This window comes from Pseudomonas sp. 14P5.3.2 (genome assembly GCF_057799175.1).
In genome coordinates this window covers 343,320-361,837 of record NZ_JBYOKU010000001.1, presented here as the reverse complement: position 1 = coordinate 361,837, position 18,518 = coordinate 343,320, and the positions used below count along the sequence as shown (strand labels likewise).

General features: G+C 57.6%; 13 protein-coding genes. 4 read left to right on the top strand and 9 right to left on the bottom strand.

All coding sequences use genetic code 11. The annotated features are described in order from the left end of the window. Positions 1-106 precede the first annotated feature (106 nt). The 3 genes from AC27VU_RS01505 to pmrG all read right to left on the bottom strand — a co-directional run bounded on the left by AC27VU_RS01505 (position 107) and on the right by pmrG (position 4,318). Entirely contained in the window at positions 107-1,624 is a 1,518-nt protein-coding gene (locus AC27VU_RS01505) for an ArnT family glycosyltransferase (protein ID WP_488723249.1), read from the bottom strand. Further along, positions 1,621-3,342: a lipid IV(A) 4-amino-4-deoxy-L-arabinosyltransferase gene (gene arnT, locus AC27VU_RS01500; RefSeq protein WP_226499377.1), complete on the bottom strand. Its 1,722-nt coding sequence runs from the start codon at positions 3,340-3,342 to the stop codon at positions 1,621-1,623. The genes AC27VU_RS01505 and arnT overlap by 4 nt, the downstream gene beginning before the upstream one ends. A gap of 295 nt (positions 3,343-3,637) precedes the next feature. Continuing rightward, the gene (pmrG, locus tag AC27VU_RS01495; protein ID WP_488723248.1) at positions 3,638-4,318 is read right to left on the bottom strand and encodes a lipopolysaccharide core heptose(II)-phosphate phosphatase PmrG; all 681 of its coding nucleotides are present in this window, start codon (positions 4,316-4,318) and stop codon (positions 3,638-3,640) included. Between the two features lie 316 nt (positions 4,319-4,634). On the opposite strand from pmrG, the gene AC27VU_RS01490 reads away from it, so the two are divergent. Continuing rightward, positions 4,635-5,948, top strand: coding sequence for a sensor histidine kinase (locus tag AC27VU_RS01490; RefSeq protein WP_488723247.1), 1,314 nt, complete (start codon positions 4,635-4,637; stop codon positions 5,946-5,948). On the opposite strand, the gene AC27VU_RS01485 is transcribed toward AC27VU_RS01490, so the two are convergent. The 5 genes from AC27VU_RS01485 to AC27VU_RS01465 form a co-directional block, all read right to left on the bottom strand. Continuing rightward, positions 5,906-6,457, bottom strand: coding sequence for a PqiC family protein (locus AC27VU_RS01485; protein WP_103483393.1), 552 nt, complete (start codon positions 6,455-6,457; stop codon positions 5,906-5,908). The genes AC27VU_RS01490 and AC27VU_RS01485 overlap by 43 nt on opposite strands. Before the next feature lie 16 nt (positions 6,458-6,473). Further along, entirely contained in the window at positions 6,474-8,129 is a 1,656-nt protein-coding gene (locus AC27VU_RS01480) for a PqiB family protein (protein ID WP_488723246.1), read from the bottom strand. 197 nt (positions 8,130-8,326) lie between these two features. After that, a complete protein-coding gene (locus AC27VU_RS01475; RefSeq protein WP_488723245.1) occupies positions 8,327-9,628 on the bottom strand; it encodes an NAD(P)/FAD-dependent oxidoreductase in 1,302 nt (433 codons plus the stop codon). Then, positions 9,625-10,713, bottom strand: a complete 1,089-nt coding sequence (locus AC27VU_RS01470; RefSeq protein ID WP_003224753.1) for a polyamine ABC transporter substrate-binding protein — start codon at positions 10,711-10,713, stop codon at positions 9,625-9,627. The genes AC27VU_RS01475 and AC27VU_RS01470 overlap by 4 nt, the downstream gene beginning before the upstream one ends. Before the next feature lie 202 nt (positions 10,714-10,915). Continuing rightward, positions 10,916-12,274 (bottom strand): glutamine synthetase family protein, encoded by a 1,359-nt coding sequence (locus tag AC27VU_RS01465; RefSeq protein WP_488723244.1) that lies wholly within the window; start codon positions 12,272-12,274, stop codon positions 10,916-10,918. Between the two features lie 161 nt (positions 12,275-12,435). Here AC27VU_RS01465 and AC27VU_RS01460 point away from each other — a divergent pair, with 161 nt between their 5' ends. The 3 genes from AC27VU_RS01460 (at position 12,436) to AC27VU_RS01450 (ending at position 16,514) form a co-directional block, all read left to right on the top strand. Beyond that, positions 12,436-13,344, top strand: coding sequence for a helix-turn-helix domain-containing protein (locus AC27VU_RS01460; protein WP_201137709.1), 909 nt, complete (start codon positions 12,436-12,438; stop codon positions 13,342-13,344). Positions 13,345-13,521: 177 nt separating this feature from the next. After that, positions 13,522-14,037 carry a cupin domain-containing protein gene (locus tag AC27VU_RS01455; protein WP_201137708.1) on the top strand — a complete coding sequence of 172 codons (516 nt, stop codon included), beginning with the start codon at positions 13,522-13,524 and terminating at the stop codon, positions 14,035-14,037. 1,178 nt (positions 14,038-15,215) lie between these two features. Then, positions 15,216-16,514, top strand: coding sequence for a tyrosine-type recombinase/integrase (locus tag AC27VU_RS01450; protein ID WP_488723243.1), 1,299 nt, complete (start codon positions 15,216-15,218; stop codon positions 16,512-16,514). 156 nt (positions 16,515-16,670) lie between these two features. Here AC27VU_RS01450 and AC27VU_RS01445 read toward each other — a convergent pair whose 3' ends face one another. Further along, entirely contained in the window at positions 16,671-18,092 is a 1,422-nt protein-coding gene (locus tag AC27VU_RS01445; RefSeq protein ID WP_488723242.1) for a Shedu immune nuclease family protein, read from the bottom strand. Positions 18,093-18,518 lie beyond the last annotated feature (426 nt).

Sequence of the window (18,518 nt, the reverse complement as noted above, 5' to 3'; positions counted from 1 at the left end):
GCAATGTAGGGTGGCAAATGAGAAAAAAACGTCAAAGAAGCCGTTAATACTTGTCATTGCCATTCAAATTTACCGCGACTCTCCACTTTTGTCTTAACGTCATTGCTCAGGAGTGGGGGATGTAGGCCACGCTCTGGTCTTCACGCCCGTGGAATAGCTGCTCGCCACGGGTGGGCGTGGTGGTGATGACCTGGTGATCAGCCTTCAGCGCATCCAGTGGTACGGCGTCACCGGAACGGTATTGCGCCACGAAAATCGTGCGTTGCGGATCCCAATGTTCCCCGCTGGTTCTTTCCAGCCAGGCGATCAGCGTCGCGGTGTCGCCATTGTGCGGGAAGTCCTGGATCGTTTCCGGCACGTAGTAGAACGGTGCACCACCGGTTTGCAGGTACATCGGCACTTTGTTGTCGACCTCGATCATGACCATCCGCCATTGATTCAACGGTGCCTGCTGACTGGCCTGTTCGCGAACCTGCTCGCCGAAGCGGATAACACCGCCGCCGCTGTTGGTCCACGGGTAAAGCACCCCCAGGATCGCGGCGAGCAACACCGTGGTGACAGCGAAGCCGATCTTCAGCCCACGACCTGCGCTGTTGCGAGCGGCCATGCGCCGGGTCACCCACCAGGCACCCAGCAGTTGCGCGAAGGGCACCAACGGCAGGACGTAATAGCTGCGGCGACTGCCACACGCGGTGAAGAACAGCATCAGCAATGCGAGCCCTTGAATCAGCCAGCGGGTATCCGGTTCGATGAGCTTCCAGTTGCGCGCGGCCACCCACAAGGCGATCAACCAGCACGGCGCCCAGGGCAGGGTGTACACCGGCAGGTAGATCAAGTAGGTGTAAATCGGCCCGAATTGATCGAACGGCTGGAAAAACCGCACGACGTTTTCGCGCAGCACCAGGCCGAGGCCGCTCTGTTCGTAGTTGGGCGCACCGTAGAGGTGGGACAACAGGAACGGCGTCATGTAGAACGCCCCGGCGATCAGCAGAGCCCCCAGCAGTCGCAGGTTCAGGTGACGTTTCCAGCGATGTTCGCTGAGCAGGTGCGGCAGCAGCACCAGACCGGGCAGGATGAAACCGATCAGGCCTTTGAACAGCGATGTCAGCGACAGCAGGCCGAAGAACACCACGTAGCGCCAGAACCGCGTGTCATCCGGGCCACGCCAGTACCACCAGACGGCCGCCAGTACACCGCACACGGTGAGGATGTCGGCGGTGGCGACTCGCGCCCAGAACACGAAGTAGAACGTGGTCGCCAGCATCCAGCCGGCGATCAACCCGGTGCCTTTGCGAAACAGTTGCTCGCCGATCAGGTACACCAGCCACACGCTGAACCACGCGGAAATCACCGATGACAGGCGCAACGACCAATGCCCCAGTCCGCCGGTGAACCACGAGGTGGCGGTGATCAGCCAGTACGACAGCAACGGCTTGTCGTAGTAGGGGCCGCCCTTGAGATAGGGGTCGAAATAGTCGCCGCTTTGCAGCATCTGCAAGGCGATGTTGGCCCAACGGGTCTCCGGCCCCCACAGCTCACGACTGCCCAGGCCGAGCAGTAAAAGCAGGGCAGTCGCTGCCAGCAGAAGCAGCAACTGCCTCCGTTCAGTCCTGGTCTGGGTCATGGCTGGCTCTGACTGAAGATGAGGATTTCGATTTGGCCACGGCGGTAGTGCTTGCCGTCTATTGGCAGCAACTCAAGTTGTTGCGCGTCCGATGTGCTGTTGACTCGCATCACCACGCCCACCGAGCCTTTTTTCCGCGCTTCGGTCATCCATTGGCCAACACCTTCCAGGCTGACCTTGCGTGAAGCCATGGCCGGGTCATCGAGGCCGTACTTGAGCTCGCCAACGGTGTTGAACAGGTCGACTTGCGGGCGGCGCAAGCGCCATGACAACGCAGAAGCCGCGCCCAGGTCGTTGCTCAGCAACGAGCTGGTCTGGCTGAGTTCCTGCTGATGCTCGGCGATGAACTGATCCGGCATCTTGCTGTTGACGATGGTCGCCGGCATTGCAGCGGGTAGCAGCGCGACAAGCAGGCCGATGCCCAGCGCCGGCATCGCCCACAGCGTCAGTGGTCGCAAGGCTTGCAGCGAACCGGCAATGATCCAGCCGAGCAATACGATGTAGGCCAGCGACAGGCTGAACATCTCGGTGTTTGCGTAGATTTCACGGGTCGCTTGCAGATAAATCAGCGCCACCAGCGCGGCGCCGGCCAGCACCACGTTGACCACACCGTTGGTACGCAAGACGCGGCCGTTCTGGTCAGCGAGCCAGTTCATCACGGTGTAGCCCATCAACAGGGCCAATGGCAGCAGGCACGGCATGATGTAGGTCGGCAGTTTGCCGCTGCTCGCGCTGAAAAACGCCAGGGGCAGCAGGAACCACAAAGCCAGGAAGGCGATTTTCGGGTCACGCTTTTCGCGCCAGGTGCGCAACAGCGTCGAAGGCAGCAGCAATGCCCATGGCAAGGTGGCGGCAAACAGCAGCGGCAGATAGAACCACCATGGCCGTGCATGCTGTGCGTCTTCGCCGGCGGCAAAGCGGCGGATGTGTTCGTGCCAGAAGAAGAACCGCCAGAAATCCGGTTCACGGTAATGCACGGCCAGTGCCCATGGCACGCTGACCAGGGCGGCCACCCCAACGGCGACCAGACCATAACGCACCAGCTCGCCAAAGCGTCGTTGCCAGATCATGTAGGGCAGGGCGATCAGCACTGGCAGCATCAGGGCGAGGAAGCCTTTGGTCATCAGCCCCATGCCACAAGCGAGGCCCAACAACGCCCAGCCGCCCAGGCGCGCGCGCGGGGTGGTACTGTCGATGGCAAACCAGATCGCCACCAGACTGAGGTTGACCCACAGGGTGAACTGCGGATCGAGGTTGGCATAGCCGGCCTGACCTGCAATCAGGCCGAAGCTCATATAAAGGAGGGCGCACGCTGCGCTGATTCGCGGGTTGTTCCACAGGCGACGGGCCAGTACGTAGGCCAGCCACACGCTTACGCCCGTGCTGAGCGCCGAGGCGATGCGTACGCCGAACAGGTTTTCACCGAAAATGGCCTGGCCGATGGCGATCATCCAGTAGCCGGCAATCGGTTTTTCGAAGTAGCGGATGCCCATGAAGTGCGGCGCCACCCAGTTGCCGCTCAGCAGCATTTCCTGGCTGATCTGGCCATAGCGGGTTTCATCGGGAATCCACAGACCGTGGGTCATCAGTGGCAGCAGATAAAAGACCACGAATGCCAGCACCAGCCCGGGTATCGCAAAGCGCTCGACCAGGGTGCTCTGGTGGAGGCGCGGCAAATTCAACGCTGCATGGTGCAGCGGTTTGTTCTCAGACGTCATGACTGGACCTTGGTGCAGTACAAAGTGTGCGTTTCAGTGAAGCGCCTGGCGATTTCCGTTGCAGGCGCGGCACTGGGTTGAATGAATGTAGAGGCGAGCACGTCCGAAGGGCGTGTCCTGTATTCAGAGAACGGGTCTGCTTCCAGCTTTAAGTTCTCCTCGGGAAGACAAGCTTTAAAATGAAATATTTCCAGTTTTTCAGTCTGAAAAACATTTCTTATTACAACTTCATGCGCGCCAATACCCTGCGCCAGAGCATTGGCCGAGCTGTTTAGTGCTTGATTAAGTTTGCTGGTTACTTGGTCAATCGCTGCCAGCCTTCGGGGTTCATGATGCCAATGACTTCAAGTTTTCCTTGTGCATCTATACGGGCTAAAACCGCGCCGCCATATTCGGTGGCGACCGCGCGCGGGTAACCGGTTTGTCTTTCGAAATCGGCGATGCAGCCGCTGTGGGTCACGAGGATCATGTTCTGCCCCGGGGTCTTGTGCGCCACCAACTCATCGCGCATCGTCGGGCCACAGGTTTCCAGCCATTCTGCCGCCACTGCGTCGCGACCGAACATGTAATGAGCCGTCTGCGCAGTGCGCGTCAGCGGGCTGGTGAACACTTGGGTCTGCTGCATTCCCAATTGCGTAAAGGCCCGGCCGACGGAGGCTGCGGAGACACTGCCTGCCTGGGTGATACCGTCTGCCGGACCCAGGCAAATGTTGCTCGAGCGGTCACAGCGTTCGGCGTGGCGCACCAGTGCGACGACCTCGCCAGCCTGCCAGGCTTTCACCCATTGCTGTGTGGTAGCGGCGCTGACATAACGCAGGTTGGCAGGTGAACGCTGCAGCCAGACGAAGCCACAAATCAGGCTGATCACCAGCACGCCGGCAGCGATGGCGACCCAGGCCCGCGGACGAGAGAGGTACGATCTCTTGGGTGCTGATTGTATTTGTACTAATTCAACCACGACGTTGCCCCTTGTCATTCCCGAGTTCCATTCAGTTCACACGCAAAGTGCAACGTAAGCTCCAGGAGGTTAGTTACTTTACGGCGGGTTGCTTGAATGGCTGCTGAACACTACGTTCAGAGTCGTGGCGGCGCAGTGAAGATCATGTGAAAAATTTGCGAGAGAGGCGCAGGTATCAACAGAAACGGCTATTTGATAACTAAACTCAAATAGCCGTTTTGTTTGCTTGAAGCACTTAACAACTGCGCCGGGCAAGGCGAAGCTGCGCGCTTTGGACAACGTTGTCGCGCCGCCCCTTGCAGCTCTGACATCAGCACTGGAGTCATTGAACCGGATGGACCTCAAGCAAAGCCTCGCCAATCGGATCGTGATTGTGTTCGCCTTGATGAGCGCGGTGGTAGCCGGTGTCTTCGCGATGGGCATTGTGGCCACGGTGCATGTCGTCGAGCACAAGTTGACCATGACGGCCCTGAGCGGCGGACTGCGCCGGTTGCTGGCGATGGACGACATCAACCAGTGGCGCCATGAGCCGGAAAAGAGCGAACTGTTTTTTTTCGAGAACGGTCCGGGGCCCATGGCGCTGACGCCGCAACTGGCAAAACTGCCCTTGGGGTTTCAGGAGATCACCTTCAACGGTGATGATTTCTACGCCATGGTCGAGGCAGTCGGCGGACGCAAGTATGTGCTGCTGCGCAATCAGGAAAGCTTCGAACAACGCGAGCACCTGCTGTTCGTCGTGGTGATTGTCGGGTTCATCCTCAGTGTCATGTTGGCTGTCGCGCTCGGCAGGCTGCTGGCGCGGCAGGTCATGGCGCCGGTGATTCGCCTGGCGGGGCAGGTACGTCATCGCGATCAGTTGATCGCGTTGGCGCCGGCCCTGCATCCGGATTACGCCGATGATGAAGTAGGGGAGTTGGCGCTGTCTTTCGACCAGACACTCGGCCGGTTGCGCGAGACTCTGAACCGGGAAAAGCTCTTCACCAGTGACGTGAGCCACGAACTGCGCACACCGCTGATGATTCTGGCCAGCTCCTGCGAGCTGTTGCTGGCCAACCCCTCGCTGGATCGGCGTTCCACTGAGCAGGTCAAACGCATTGCCCGGGCCAGCGCTGAAATGCGCCAACTGGTCGAAACCTTCTTGATGCTGGCGCGCAAGCCGGAAGAGCTTGGCACCGAATCCACCTGCACACTCAAATCTATCGCTGACGCCCAGGTGGACATCTGGGGGCGATTGATTCGCGAAAAAGGTCTGGAGTTTATCTACGAGCCGCAACTGGCGGGCACCACGCGTTATGACCTGACGTTCTTGCAATCGGTCATGGGCAATCTGTTGCGCAATGCCTGGCACTACACCGATCAGGGCTTTGTCCGGTTGACTCTGTTCAAGGACAGTTTCGTGGTCGAGGATAGCGGCATCGGAATTCCGGAAGAGAAACGCCAGGCGATGTTTCAGCCATTCGTGCGTGGCGACGAACAGCGCGGTGAAGGGCTTGGCCTGGGCCTGTCGCTGGTGCAGCGGATCTGCAGCCATCAGCACTGGCAGGTTCAGTTGGTGACTCGCGAACCCAACGGCTGCCGTTTCACCGTCACGCTACCGGCGGCGACTCAGGACGCCGATGGACAGGTGCGTGAATTGCCCGCCGCTTGATTGATCAGGGCAGCCAGGCGTTTGACGTTGTTCTGTTGCGCGGCCACCAGGTCATCGATGCTCGGGCCGGACGGTGTTTGCAAGGTTGAATGACACGTCAGCAGAGCATTGTCCGCCGCACCGCTCGGGCGCAGGCGCCACTTGACGTCGATCAGCCCGTATTGTCCGGGAATCGAGTCAAAACGCTGCACATCAATGCGCACCGAAACATTACCGCGACTGCCGGTATTGCTCAGTTGATCGCTCAACGCGCTGCGCAACTCATCCGCCAGACTCGCCCCCCACCATTGGGTTTCCAGAATCGCCAGGCCATTGTTGCCCTGACGGATGACGATTTGCGGGCGGTCGACCTGTGGCGGCACGCTGATCGCCTCGATGGGAATCTGCGCACCGGCCCGGGACGCCGGCAGTTGCACCGGGGTCAGGGTGTGAAAGTTGATCGGCTCGCTGCGGCAGGCACCCAGCAGCATGAACGCAGCGAGCACGGTGATCTTCAGCGGTAAAGCCATGGGGTAGCTCCTGTGCTCAATTGCGTGGCGGCCCTTTCAGATCCAGCGGCGCTGCGTTGTCGGGACGACCGCGAATCAGCGATTCCGGATGGCGACCGAGATAATCCGACAGCTCACGCAGCGACCGCGACATGCGCCCGAGTTCGTCGAGGGTCTCGGTGAGCTTCTCGCGCTGCGGCGAATCTTCGGCCAGGGTCGAGCTGGCGGACTGCAAGGTCTTGCTGACATCGGCCAGCGTGGTCTGCACGCTCGGCAGGGTTTTCGCGTTGAACTGGGTCAGGCCTTTGCGCAGTTCCACGAGGTTGCTGTCGAGGTTGCCGGCAATCCGCTCGACCGGCAGTTTGTTGAGCTTGTCGACCACGGCTTCGAGTTTTTCCTGCAACTGTTCGAGACTGCCGGGCACGGTGGGCAAGACCACTGGCCGGGCCGTTGGGTCAAACGCGACTTTCTCGGCTTTCGGGAAGAAGTCCAGTGCAACGTACAGCTGCCCGGTCAGCAGGTTGCCACTGCGGGCCTGGGCGCGCAGACCGTTATCGACGAAGGTGCCGAGCAGACGAATACCGGCGGCTTCGTCGTTGGGATCGTGCTTGAATTCGGTCAGCATCTTTTTGTAGGCCTGCCCCAGGCGCTGCGGGTAAATGACGATGCCGACGTTAAGCGGGAAACTGCGTTTTTTCGCGTCGAAGTCCAGGTTGATCCCGACGACCCGGCCGATCTCCATGCCGAGAAACTCTACCGGTGCATCGACCTTGAGCCCACGCAGCGACTGATCGAAACGCAGCACCATGTATTGCGCCTTGCCGTTGGGCGGGGCGAGGGCGGTCTGCTGATCGGCGAACAGCTCGAAGTCTTTGTCGTCCGTGGCAGCAACGTCGTTGGGGCTGTAATCCGGCGCACGGAAGGCAATGCCGCCGACCAGCATGGTCGACAGCGATTCGGTCTTTACTGCGAAGCCGTTGGCGCCGACATTGATGTCGATGCCGCTGGCGTTCCAGAACCGGGTATTTTCGGTGACGAACGCGTCGTTCGGCGAATGGATGAACACCTCGATGTCCACGCCTTTGCCCTCGGGATTGAGGGTGTAGGTGACGACCTGGCCGACCGGAATCTTGCGGTAGTAAACCGGCGACCCGATGTCCAGCGAGCCGAGATCCGGGGCGTGCAGCATGAAGCGCTTGCCCGGTTCGCCGTAAGTGATCGGCGGTGGATTTTCCAGGCCCTTGAAGTGTTTGGCGCGGCTGTCGGCCTGGCCGATATCGGCGCCGATGTAGTCGCCGGAGAGCAGGGTGTCGATGCCCGATACGCCGCCAGCGCCGATGCGCGGGCGCACGACCCAGAAGTGCGAGTCTTCGCGGGTAAAGGTTTCGGCCTGCTTGGCCAGTTTGATCGTGGCGTCGACGCTCTTCTGGTCGGCGCTCAACTCGACGTCAGTCACCTGACCGATCACCACGTTGCGATACTTGACCTCGGTCTTGTTGGCGGTCAGACCGCTGCCGGTCTTGAAATTGACGACGATAGTCGGGCCTTCCTGCAGCAGGTTGTGCACCACCAGCGAAATACCGACCAGCACCGCGACGATCGGCACGATCCACACCAGTGAAATGCTGAAACGACGCGTCTTGATCGGCGCTTGGCCCGGTGCTCGTGGCTCATCGGCGGCTGACGACTTCATCCATGTCCCCCTCGGTTTTGTGGATGCTGAGCGTCAGGAACGCAAAAGCACTCCATCAATATAGAAGTGCTTGGCGATAGAGCAAATAGCGAGGAGCTGGTTACGTGTAGGAGCTGCCGCAGGCTGCGATCTTTTGATCTTGATTTTTAAAGATCAAAAGATCGCAGCCTGCGGCAGCTCCTACAGGGGGGATGCGTTCAGCCGACAAGTTCGCGCAGGCGATACCAGAACATCCCCAGTGCCAGCAGCGGCGAACGCAGCGCCGGGCCGCCGGGGAAGGTCATGTGCGGCACCGCGCTGAACACATCCATACCCTGACTGTGGCCGGCGTGAATCGCTTCGCCCAGCAGCTTGGCGCACCAGTGCGTGACGTTGAGGCCGTGCCCGGAATAACCCTGAGCGTAGAACACGTTCGGCTGCTGCTTGAGCCGGCCGACCTGCGGGAAGCGGTTGGCGGTGATGCCGATCTTGCCGCCCCACTGATAGTCGATGCGCACATCCGCCAGTTGCGGGAAGACCTTGAGCATCTTCGGGCGCATGTAGGCAGCGATGTCCGCCGGATCGCGGCCGGAATAGTGACAGGCGCCGCCAAACAGCAGGCGTCGATCCGCCGAGAGCCGGTAGTAATCGAGTCCGACTTTCTGGTCGCACAACGCGAGGTTGTGCGGGATCAGTTGCGCGGTACGTTCCTCGGACAGCGGCTCGGTGGCGATGATGTAACTGCCGGCGGGCAACACCTTGCCACTGAGTTGCTGTTCGAGTTCATCCAGATGCGCGTTGCAACCGAGCACCAGACTGCCGGCGCGAACGCTGCCGGTGGCGCAGCGCACTTCAACGGTTTCGCCATGAATGATCTGCAGCACCGGGCTTTGCTCGAAGATTCGCACACCGAGGGACGCCGCCAGACGCGCTTCGCCTTGCACCAGATCCAGCGGGTGCAGATGGCCGGAGCCCATGTCGATCAGCCCCCCCGCGTAGCCGTCGGCGTTGACCACTTGCTGACGGATCTGCTCGGGGCCAACCAGGCGGGTCTGGTGTTGATAGCCGAGTTCGTCGAGGCTGACCTGTTCGTCCTTGAACGCCGCGAACTGCGCCGGGGTGTTGGCCAGTTCGCAGAAGCCCCAGCGCAGGTCGCACTCGATATCGTTTTCAGTGATGCGCTGGCGCACCAGGTCCACCGAGTCGATCCCGGCACGTTGCAGATAGCGCACGCCGTCGTTGCCCACGTAACGTGCAAAGCCCTCGACCTCATGACCGATGCCGCGAATCAACTGACCGCCGTTGCGTCCGCTGGCCCCCCAGCCGATGCGCCGGGCTTCGATCAACACCACCGACAGCCCGCGTTGCGCCAGCTCGATTGCGGTGTTGACCCCGGTGAACCCGCCGCCGATCACGCAGACATCGGCGGTGAGATCACCGTCAAGCACCGGCCAGGGCGTACTTGCCCGGGCCGAAGCAGCGTAATAGGAGCGGGCGTGTTCTTTGCTGTACTGATTCATTTGTTCGACTTCACTTTGCTCCAGGACCGGGTCATCAGACGCATGATCGACTGGGGCGGGGTGGTGGAAATATACAGTTTGTCGAGGACTTCCTGCGGTGGGTAAACCTCTGGATTGCTCACCAGTGCCACGTCCATGTACTGCTTGGCCGGCGGGTTCGGGTTGGCGTAACCGACCGAAGCGCTGACCTTGGCGATCACTTGCGGATCAAGCAGGTAATTGATGAAGGCGTGGGCTTCCTTGGGATTGGCGGCGTCGGCTGGAACGGCCAACAGATCGAACCACAGGTTGGCGCCTTCCTTGGGAATTGCGTACGCGATGTTCACGCCGTTCTTGGCTTCCTTGGCGCGGTTGGCGGCCTGAAACACGTCGCCGGAGTAGCCGAACGCCACGCAGATATCGCCGTTGGCCAGATCGGACACGTATTTCGAGGAATGGAAATAGGTGATGTACGGACGGATGCTCAGCAGTTTGGCTTCAGCCTTCTTGAAGTCTTCCGGGTTCTCGCTGCGTGGGTCCATGCCCATGTAGTTGAGGATCGCCGGGAACACTTCGTCGGCCGAGTCCATCATCGACACGCCGCACTGCGACAGCTTCTTGATGTTTTCCGGTTCGAACAGCACCGCCCAGGAATCGATGTGATCGATGCCCAGCACTTGCTTGACCTTGTCGACGTTGTAGCCGATGCCGTTGGTGCCCCACAGGTAGGGGACCGAGTGCGCGTTTTGCGGATCGTTCTTCTCAAGCAGCGCGAGCAGTTTCGGGTCGAGGTTTTTCCAGTTCGGCAACTGCTCGCGATCCAGTTTGAGGAACGCGCCAGCCTTCACCTGACGGGCGAGAAAGTGGTTGGACGGCACGACCACGTCGTAGCCGGTGCGGCCGGCAAGCAGTTTGCCTTCCAGGGTTTCGTTGGAGTCGAAAACGTCGTAGATCACCTTGATCCCGGTCTTGGCCTGGAAGTCGGCGAGGGTGGTTTCACCGATGTAGTCGGTCCAGTTGTAGACGGAGACCTGGGGCTGAGCCAGGGCTGCAGTGCTGCACAACAGCGCCAGTGCGGCGGGAACCATGGATTTCAATAGACGCATATCGACACCTCTTGGAATTATTGGAGTTTTCGGGTGGTTCTGGATTTTCAGATGGATCATTGTTCCCCTGCTCTTGTGGGAGGGGGCTTGCTCCCGAAGAGGCCGGTACCTCCAACATTACAGCTGGCTGATACACCGCTTTCGGGAGCAAGCCCCCTCCCACAAAAAGCCATGCCATGGAGGAAGGGGATTTGTGCTGGAGTCAGACGCTCAGCAGCAGAAACTCGCGCTCCCACGAACTGATCACGCGCTTGAAGTTTTCATGCTCGGCGCGTTTCACCGCGACGTAGCCGCGCACGAACTTGCTGCCGAGGTACCCGGCAACGGTTGTGCACTCTTCCATTTGTGTCAGCGCGTCTTCGATGGTGATCGGCAGGCGCAGGTTGCGGCGTTCGTAGGCACGGCCTTCAACGGCGGCACTTGGCTCGATGCCTTCGATCATGCCGATGTAGCCACACAGCAGGCTCGCGGCGATCGCCAGATACGGGTTGGCGTCGGCGCCCGGCAGGCGGTTTTCCACGCGCATGGATTCAGGGCCGGAGGTCGGCACACGCAGGCCGACAGTGCGGTTCTCTTCGCCCCACTCGACGTTGACCGGTGCCGAGGTGTCCGGCAGGAAGCGGCGGAACGAGTTCACGTTGGGCGCAAACATCGGCAGCACTTTCGGGATGTACTTCTGCAACCCGCCTATGTGATGGCGGAACAGCTCGCTCATCTTGCCGTCGGCATCGGCGAAGATCGGCTTGCCGGTCTCGATGTCGACCACGCTCTGATGCAGGTGCATCGCGCTGCCAGGCTCGTCGCCGATCGGCTTGGCCATGAACGTTGCGGTGACGTTATGTTTGAGCGCCGCTTCGCGCAGGGTGCGTTTGAACACGGTGATCTGGTCGGCCAGATCCAGCGCATCGCCGTGACGGAAGTTGATTTCCATCTGCGCCGGGCCGTCTTCGTGGATCAGCGTGTCCAGGTCCAGGCCTTGCAGCTCGCACCAGTCGTAGACGTCTTCGAACAGCGGATCGAACTCGTTGGCAGCATCGATGGAGAACGACTGCCGACCGCTTTCGGCACGGCCCGAACGGCCCAGTGGCGCCTTGAGCGGCAGGTCCGGGTCTTCGCAGCGCTGGGTGAGGTAGAACTCCATTTCCGGCGCAACAATCGGCTTCCAGCCCTTGTCGGTGTAAAGCTGCAGGACCTTTTTGAGCACGTTGCGCGGCGACAGTTCGATCGGGTTGCCGAACTTGTCGAAGGTGTCGTGGATGACGATGGCGGTCGGCTCGATCGCCCATGGAATCACATACACGGCGTCGCTCACCGGTTTGCAGACCATGTCGATGTCGGCCGGGTCGAGCAGGTCGTAGTAGATGTCGTCGTCGACAAAATCCCCGGTTACCGTTTGCAGCAGCACACTTTCCGGCAGGCGCATGCCTCGTTCATGCAGGAACTTGTTGGTCGGTGCGATCTTGCCGCGGGCGATGCCGGTCAGGTCGCTGACCACACATTCAACTTCGGTAATCTTGTGATCTTTCAGCCAAGTGAACAGCTGATCGAAAGGGGCATTCATAAAGACCTCGTTATTGGTTTTATAGACGCCGGGGAGGGCGGGTTTCATCTTCCGCCCCTTCCCCTGTGGCGCGTTGACGACTATCTTGGGCGAGCCTTGCAGTTCCATCTATCCACTTTAAGCAGCACCAAAGCGCACCAAAAGAGTGCGCAAGGTCTCCCATGACAACGTGTAATCCGCTACAGGTTCAGGCTTTCAATACCGCTGATGTCACCGAACAGATCCGCGCCACGCCGGGTTGGGTCCAGCATTACCAGCAGATGTCCCCAGGGCATTTCGCCGGGCAGATTCGCTATCTGGATCTGCAGGGCGTGCAGGTTTACGAAGAGCAGATGAACACCCGTGTCGAGCAGACGTTCAGCGCGCCATCGGGTGCCTTGGCGTTCTGTTTCGATCGCAGCGACAACGCGCTGTATCTGCTCAATGAAGACAGCCGCAACATCTGGATTACCCCGGAGAACTACCAGGAAATCGCTGTGGTGTTCGGCCCGGAATTCGTCCGTCAGCACGGTCTGGATGTGGCGAGGCTCGAGGGATTGTTCATGGCACCGCTTAACTGCGGACAGAACGCCTTGTTCAGTCGCTGGTTAAGCTCGACGCTCACTAAGTTATCGCAAACCCTTGATCAGCCAAGTAAAGAGGCCCTGACTCAACAGTTACTTGAAGACTGCCTGTTCATCCTCGACAACGCTCGCGTGCACCTGGATCGTGGCGGTTTGCAGCGCCGTAGCGAGGAGCGGACGATCATGAAGCGAGTAGGGGAGTGGGCCGCCGATTCACCGGAAGAAACGGTCAATCTGCTTGAACTGGCGCAGGTCGCGGGCGTTTCGCTGCGCCAATTGCAGCATGCGTTCAAAGACTTCACCGGCATGACGCCAAGCCATTGGTTGCGCCTGCGCCGGCTGAACAGCGCACATCGCGAATTACTCAAGCGTGCGCCCACAGACACCACGGTTGCCGAAGTGGCGATGCACTGGTCGTTCTGGCATCTGGGGCGGTTTTCCAGCAGTTATCGGGCACTGTTCAAAGAGCTGCCGAGCGAGACGCTGAAGCGTAAGAACAGCGCCTGAAGATGTTAGTTAAATAGCGGATTTGGCAACGGTAGATTTCTGAAATGCCTTTTTGAATAAATAGGCGCTAAATAGAAGGGTAATTCCTTCGAAATCCGCCGATCTACTGTTAACTCCACTAAATAGCCGTTTAGTAGAGCTATCGTCGCATCTGTTCTTAAATCAACGGAGTGGGCCATGAATCGAGGGAAAACAAGCGTCGAGAATGTGATTGCGGCGCTGGATCTGCAGCCTCATGTCGAAGGCGGCTATTTTCGCAGGACTTTTCAAGCAGATCAGCGCGCCATGCTGCAAACCGCCGGTGGTCCACGTTACCTGATGACCTCGATCTATTACTTGCTGACTGAAGATTCGCCAGTGGGCCAATTTCATTTCAACCAATCGGACATCCTGCATTTCTATCATCTGGGCGATCCTGTCGAGTACAGCATGATCCTCAGTGACGGTGAGTTACGAACGCTGGTGATGGGTAGCGACGTTCTGGCAGGCCAGCATTTGCAAATGCACGTGCCTGGTGGAATCTGGAAAGCTTCGCGATTGCTTGAGGGTGAGCACGGATTTGGATTAATCAGCGAAGCCGTGTCGCCGGGATTTGATTTTGCGGACATGGAGATGGCTGATCGACGGAAACTGATTGCGCGATTTCCACAGCATCGCACGCTGATTGAAAAGCTGACGCGGGATGCTGATTGAGGGTCGCCAGTTTCCGGCAAGGCCGCGGTTGTGAAAAGTGAGGTTTCAGGGAAAAGACGCTGGATTGAAATCTGGCGTGCAACCGGGTTAATCCTGAAACATCTTGTTACGTGTAATGTATATTATGTTAAACTACAGGTCATGTCATAGATGTTCATGATGTCGCATTTATCTATAACTGTGGGAATCGCGAAATGATGCGACAGCTAGCCCCTCTTCGCTGCAGACCGCATAAATCAAGGACTTCTGAAAATGTAGTGACCGCCTTGTCAGCTTTCTTCGAAGAAATGATGCTACGCGCTGTGACAAGGCTAATCCTCTGGAACCCTTGATTTGTAAGGACTAGGGCCTGATATCGTGTCCCTAAGGGATTGCCAGGAAGATTTGAATTAATGGTGCGACAGGCGAGTTCAGGAATCGCTTAGTCGAAGAAATTAAATCAATATAAATCAGTTAGATAGATGACTTTCGACGTAATCGTGCGAATTTCCGGCGGAGGATTCTTCAATTGAAATGATGAGAAATTCCTTGAATATGGCCCACTTTCCACACCTACCGTTACGATCATGCATGGTGGAAATTGGGCCCAACCAATCTGTGCAGACTAGGTAACGCGTGACTTAGGGCGCTCGACAATGCCCTCGCTGCAATTTTCTAAGCTCTTAAAACTCAAATGCCTAGTTGTTAGGAGCATCCGTCACGGCATAGCTTTTTAATTATTTAATGCGAAAAACCAAGTCTAGCCATCCTTCACTGCATCCCATAGAATATTGAAACATGGCGCTTCCTAGGATTTGAAGAAATAGTGCGAAATTCCATAGTCAAGGCCATTAGAAGAAATGATGCAAGTTTCCAGTAGGAGTTATTCGTGGAGAATGGTTGTCAATATATATAAGTAGTTCGCTTTTCACCTCGTGACGCTCCACCCGGGCTCAATTACTGCGCGCGCATACGAGCGCGCTATGCGATAGAGCAGCGTGTAGTCAAGCGTTATTGGCTGAAGCGGCCTAACTATTTTGTGGTTGCTAGAAGGAACGGTGAGCGCTAACATTTAAAGCTTTGTTATCACTTATTCCTGATGAAAGGGTTTAACTGTGACTTTTAGGTCTCCAACTTCCGATTACTGTCATAACTGGAAGTATCTCAATAGCGCTAACTAACGTCTCTGGTGGTCATGAATGTCTCACTCGCCGAAGCCCTTATTTGATACATACGATTCCTTCCTTGATCAGGACTTCAGTAATAGCGAGCCCACCACCCCATGTGTCAAAGCTTACCTTGCCTCATTTCCCCCTGCGCTAGAGGCTCCGCGCGGCTACCTGGCCGTGCGCTCGTTCCTGCGGGCCTTTTCCGACAATGCTCAGACCTTCAGCTCGTATCGCATCCATATAGAGAGGTTGCTGCTGTGGTCATTGTTGATTAACCAGAAGCCGCTGAATCAACTTAAGCGCCAGGACGCCCAGGATTATTTGAGTTTTTGCCGTAATCCACCTCAAGTCTGGATTGGTTCTGTGACGCGTAGCCGTTTCGTGAAAAATACTGATGCGCAGAGCGCGCTCGAAGACCCTATTATTCCTAATCCTAACTGGCGTCCATTCAATATTAAATCCTCGAAACCGCTGATTGGCTTCGATGATCAAGAACAAGGAATAATCGAGAAAAAATACAGCGCAACCAACAGCACCATAAACCAAGTATTCTCGATTTGCAGTCGCTTCTTCGAATTTATGGTTGAAGATGGTTATGCAGCGGCAAACCCTTTCCGAATGATCAAAAAGTCAGGCCGCTATAGCGATGATGTTCAAGATGAGGGGGTTACGCGTGCATTGACGCCGCTCCAATGGAACTACGTGCTTGAAACGGCTGAGAAGCTGGCGGAGTCAGAGCCTGCTCGGCATGAGCGTACACTGTTTATACTTTCCACATTGTTTGCCATGTATCTTCGCGTGTCAGATGTTGTCGGGCGACAAAACTGGAAGCCCTCTATGGGTGACTTCCGCCAAGACCCTGAGGGTAACTGGTGGTATCACGCCGTTGGCAAAGGTAACAAGGTCGGAAAGATTGCCGTCAGGGATGAATATATCAATCTCTATCTGAAGCGCTATCGTCGGTTCTTGGGTCTGCCCGAACTTCCTGAAATCGGCGAGACCACACCTTTGATCAAGACCCTCAGAGGACGTTCTGGTCTGTCGGATCGACAGGTACGCGCCCTCCTCCAGGTTGTCTTCGACAAGGCTCTTGAAAGTATGCGCATCGAGGGTCGTGCGGTTCACGAGATGGAAAGCTTAAAGGTCGCTTCTCTGCACTGGCTGCGCCATACCTCTGCGACGTTCGACGCGCCCTTGCGGAACGCCAAAGACCTGCAGGTCGATCTGCGTCATAGCAATCTCAGCACTACCCAGAACACGTACTACCACTCACACGATCAGGAACGTGCACACTCAATCAAGCGCCTAGGTTTACGCGATCGTGGGTAAACGTCTTTAGCTCCAGACGCGTCGATGTGGAGGTTGGCCAAGAGCTGGGACATTTATTGCGCAATATCCGAACAGAAAAAATGCTGGCAGGTATTTGATCGGCCGGGGCGTTCCCTCGCTGGGTATCTTCATTCGAGATCGCACGCGGCCTGCTCTTCAGAAAATATCTAGGATGTCGACTGGATCTACGGGTGCCAAGTGCTGAGCCAGCATCCGCAGCTTACCGAGCAACTCGTCAAAGGTGACAACCTCGACGTCCTTGCAGGCGTTGCGAAAGATCTCGAAGCTGCGCCGGCGGCCTTCTTCGGTTGGCTTGGTACCTGCAATGACGACGCACCTCGCTGTGTCAGGTTGCAAGTCTCGCATCGTCGGATCTTGCAGGTGTGACAGCCAGTTGGAGCGCATCAAGCCTTGCTGATGCAGTACCTGAGTAATCGCTCCACTGAGCTGCAGGTGTGGGCCGAATACATCGCGATTGCGATATGGCCTGCTTTGCATGAGTGGAGTGGAGGGCTTCTTGATCTCCACGATGGCAAGCTCGCGTCCCTGGGCGAAAAGCAAGTCGCCAATGTGAGCGCCAACTCCATTGACCATAGATCCACGGGCATGGAACTGAGTGTGCAGAAGTGCCACCGGGCGCGTGAACACTATCCCCAGGATGAACAGGTTGCCTTCGAAAAACTGCTGCCAGTTCCCCTCGCTGAGGTTCTGGCCAAGCATAGTCTCGAACTTTTCGATCATTACAGCCAGGGTGACTCTCTCGATCTCCGCACGCAATTCGAAAAGTTCGCGAGGAGCTTCCTTGGCCAGCATCTCAACACCGACCTTCACCTCCCTAAGCTGGTGACGCCGCGCTCGCACAGCAGCTTGTGCAATCGGGTTGCCGACCTTACGAGCATTCGTATCGCTCACCAGCACAGGGCGGCTGCCTTCGAACACCACGTTGGGCATCAGCGTCGGAAACACCTGGCTCATCACCCAGTGCAACTGGGCTGACGTCTCACTCTTTTTTCGGGCCCGGGTAATCCGCATGCATGTTCTACGGCATTCATCTACCCTCGACTCGCTCACAAAGACCGCGTCGCCTGTGATAGAGGTGTCACTCTCTTCCGAGATAATCAGGGTTTTTACACCTGGCGCAAATCGCAAGCCTCGCCACAGCGGGGTGAGCTGCTTCACCAGCCCCAGCCCTTCATCACAGGAATCAAACAATTTGCGAGGGAGGCTGGCGTCGATGTAGAACACGGCATCATCTGGAGTGTCTGGAAGGTCGCGCGTCGATTGATGGCTGTACATGATGCAGCCCACGCTTCCGTGCTTCTGGCTACGATATCGCTGAGTGTGGGGGTTGGTGTAGATGGGATACATCGTAATCCAGCCAGGCTCGATCGTGGCCAGGCAATGCCATTGCTCTTCGGGCAGTGACTGCCATTTGTCCAAGGAAACCTTTTCGAAGACTTGAAGGTACAAATCAACGCAGAAGCCGCCTTCCGAGGGCCGGCGAATGGTGATGAAGCTAGGTTCTAGCACGTCCTCTCCATTCCACGTGTCCTGCGAAGCTTGCGGAAGCCCTTCCATAGATATACCTCCATGCCAATTGTTGTTGGTATCGCTGGTTGGTGAGCGTGAAGCTTACAGGCCATGGTCTGTCCGCAATATTGTCCAGCGAAACCCGATTGATTTGACAGTGCAATGCTCGGCAAGCGCAAAAAGTCGGGGGGTGCTTGCTCTGTTAGCCCAGGCGACCTTACGCGCTGCGCCTAGCTAACCAGTCCCCGGGGTAACCCCATATAGTGATTGCGCCGACAGGCAATAACCAGTTGGGCAAATTGAACCAGATCCCGCACCGGCCCCCAGCCCGCCCCATCCAAATGAAACCCCAGCATCCCCACTGCCCTGGGCCCATCTTGACCACACTTCAATGAATCGCCCACCATCTCGATCCGTTCATTCTGAGCTAGGTTGTCGCCTAGAATTAAAGTTTGCCCCTCGCGAGCGCCTTGC

Coding starts and splice junctions, on each gene's coding strand:
- AC27VU_RS01505 (WP_488723249.1), bottom strand. CDS start 1,624: ATGACCCAGACCAGGACTGAACGGAGGCAGTTGCTGCTTCTGCTGGCA.
- arnT (WP_226499377.1), bottom strand. CDS start 3,342: ATGACGTCTGAGAACAAACCGCTGCACCATGCAGCGTTGAATTTGCCG.
- pmrG (WP_488723248.1), bottom strand. CDS start 4,318: ATGACAAGGGGCAACGTCGTGGTTGAATTAGTACAAATACAATCAGCA.
- AC27VU_RS01490 (WP_488723247.1), top strand. CDS start 4,635: ATGGACCTCAAGCAAAGCCTCGCCAATCGGATCGTGATTGTGTTCGCC.
- AC27VU_RS01485 (WP_103483393.1), bottom strand. CDS start 6,457: ATGGCTTTACCGCTGAAGATCACCGTGCTCGCTGCGTTCATGCTGCTG.
- AC27VU_RS01480 (WP_488723246.1), bottom strand. CDS start 8,129: ATGAAGTCGTCAGCCGCCGATGAGCCACGAGCACCGGGCCAAGCGCCG.
- AC27VU_RS01475 (WP_488723245.1), bottom strand. CDS start 9,628: ATGAATCAGTACAGCAAAGAACACGCCCGCTCCTATTACGCTGCTTCG.
- AC27VU_RS01470 (WP_003224753.1), bottom strand. CDS start 10,713: ATGCGTCTATTGAAATCCATGGTTCCCGCCGCACTGGCGCTGTTGTGC.
- AC27VU_RS01465 (WP_488723244.1), bottom strand. CDS start 12,274: ATGAATGCCCCTTTCGATCAGCTGTTCACTTGGCTGAAAGATCACAAG.
- AC27VU_RS01460 (WP_201137709.1), top strand. CDS start 12,436: ATGACAACGTGTAATCCGCTACAGGTTCAGGCTTTCAATACCGCTGAT.
- AC27VU_RS01455 (WP_201137708.1), top strand. CDS start 13,522: ATGAATCGAGGGAAAACAAGCGTCGAGAATGTGATTGCGGCGCTGGAT.
- AC27VU_RS01450 (WP_488723243.1), top strand. CDS start 15,216: ATGTCTCACTCGCCGAAGCCCTTATTTGATACATACGATTCCTTCCTT.
- AC27VU_RS01445 (WP_488723242.1), bottom strand. CDS start 18,092: ATGGAAGGGCTTCCGCAAGCTTCGCAGGACACGTGGAATGGAGAGGAC.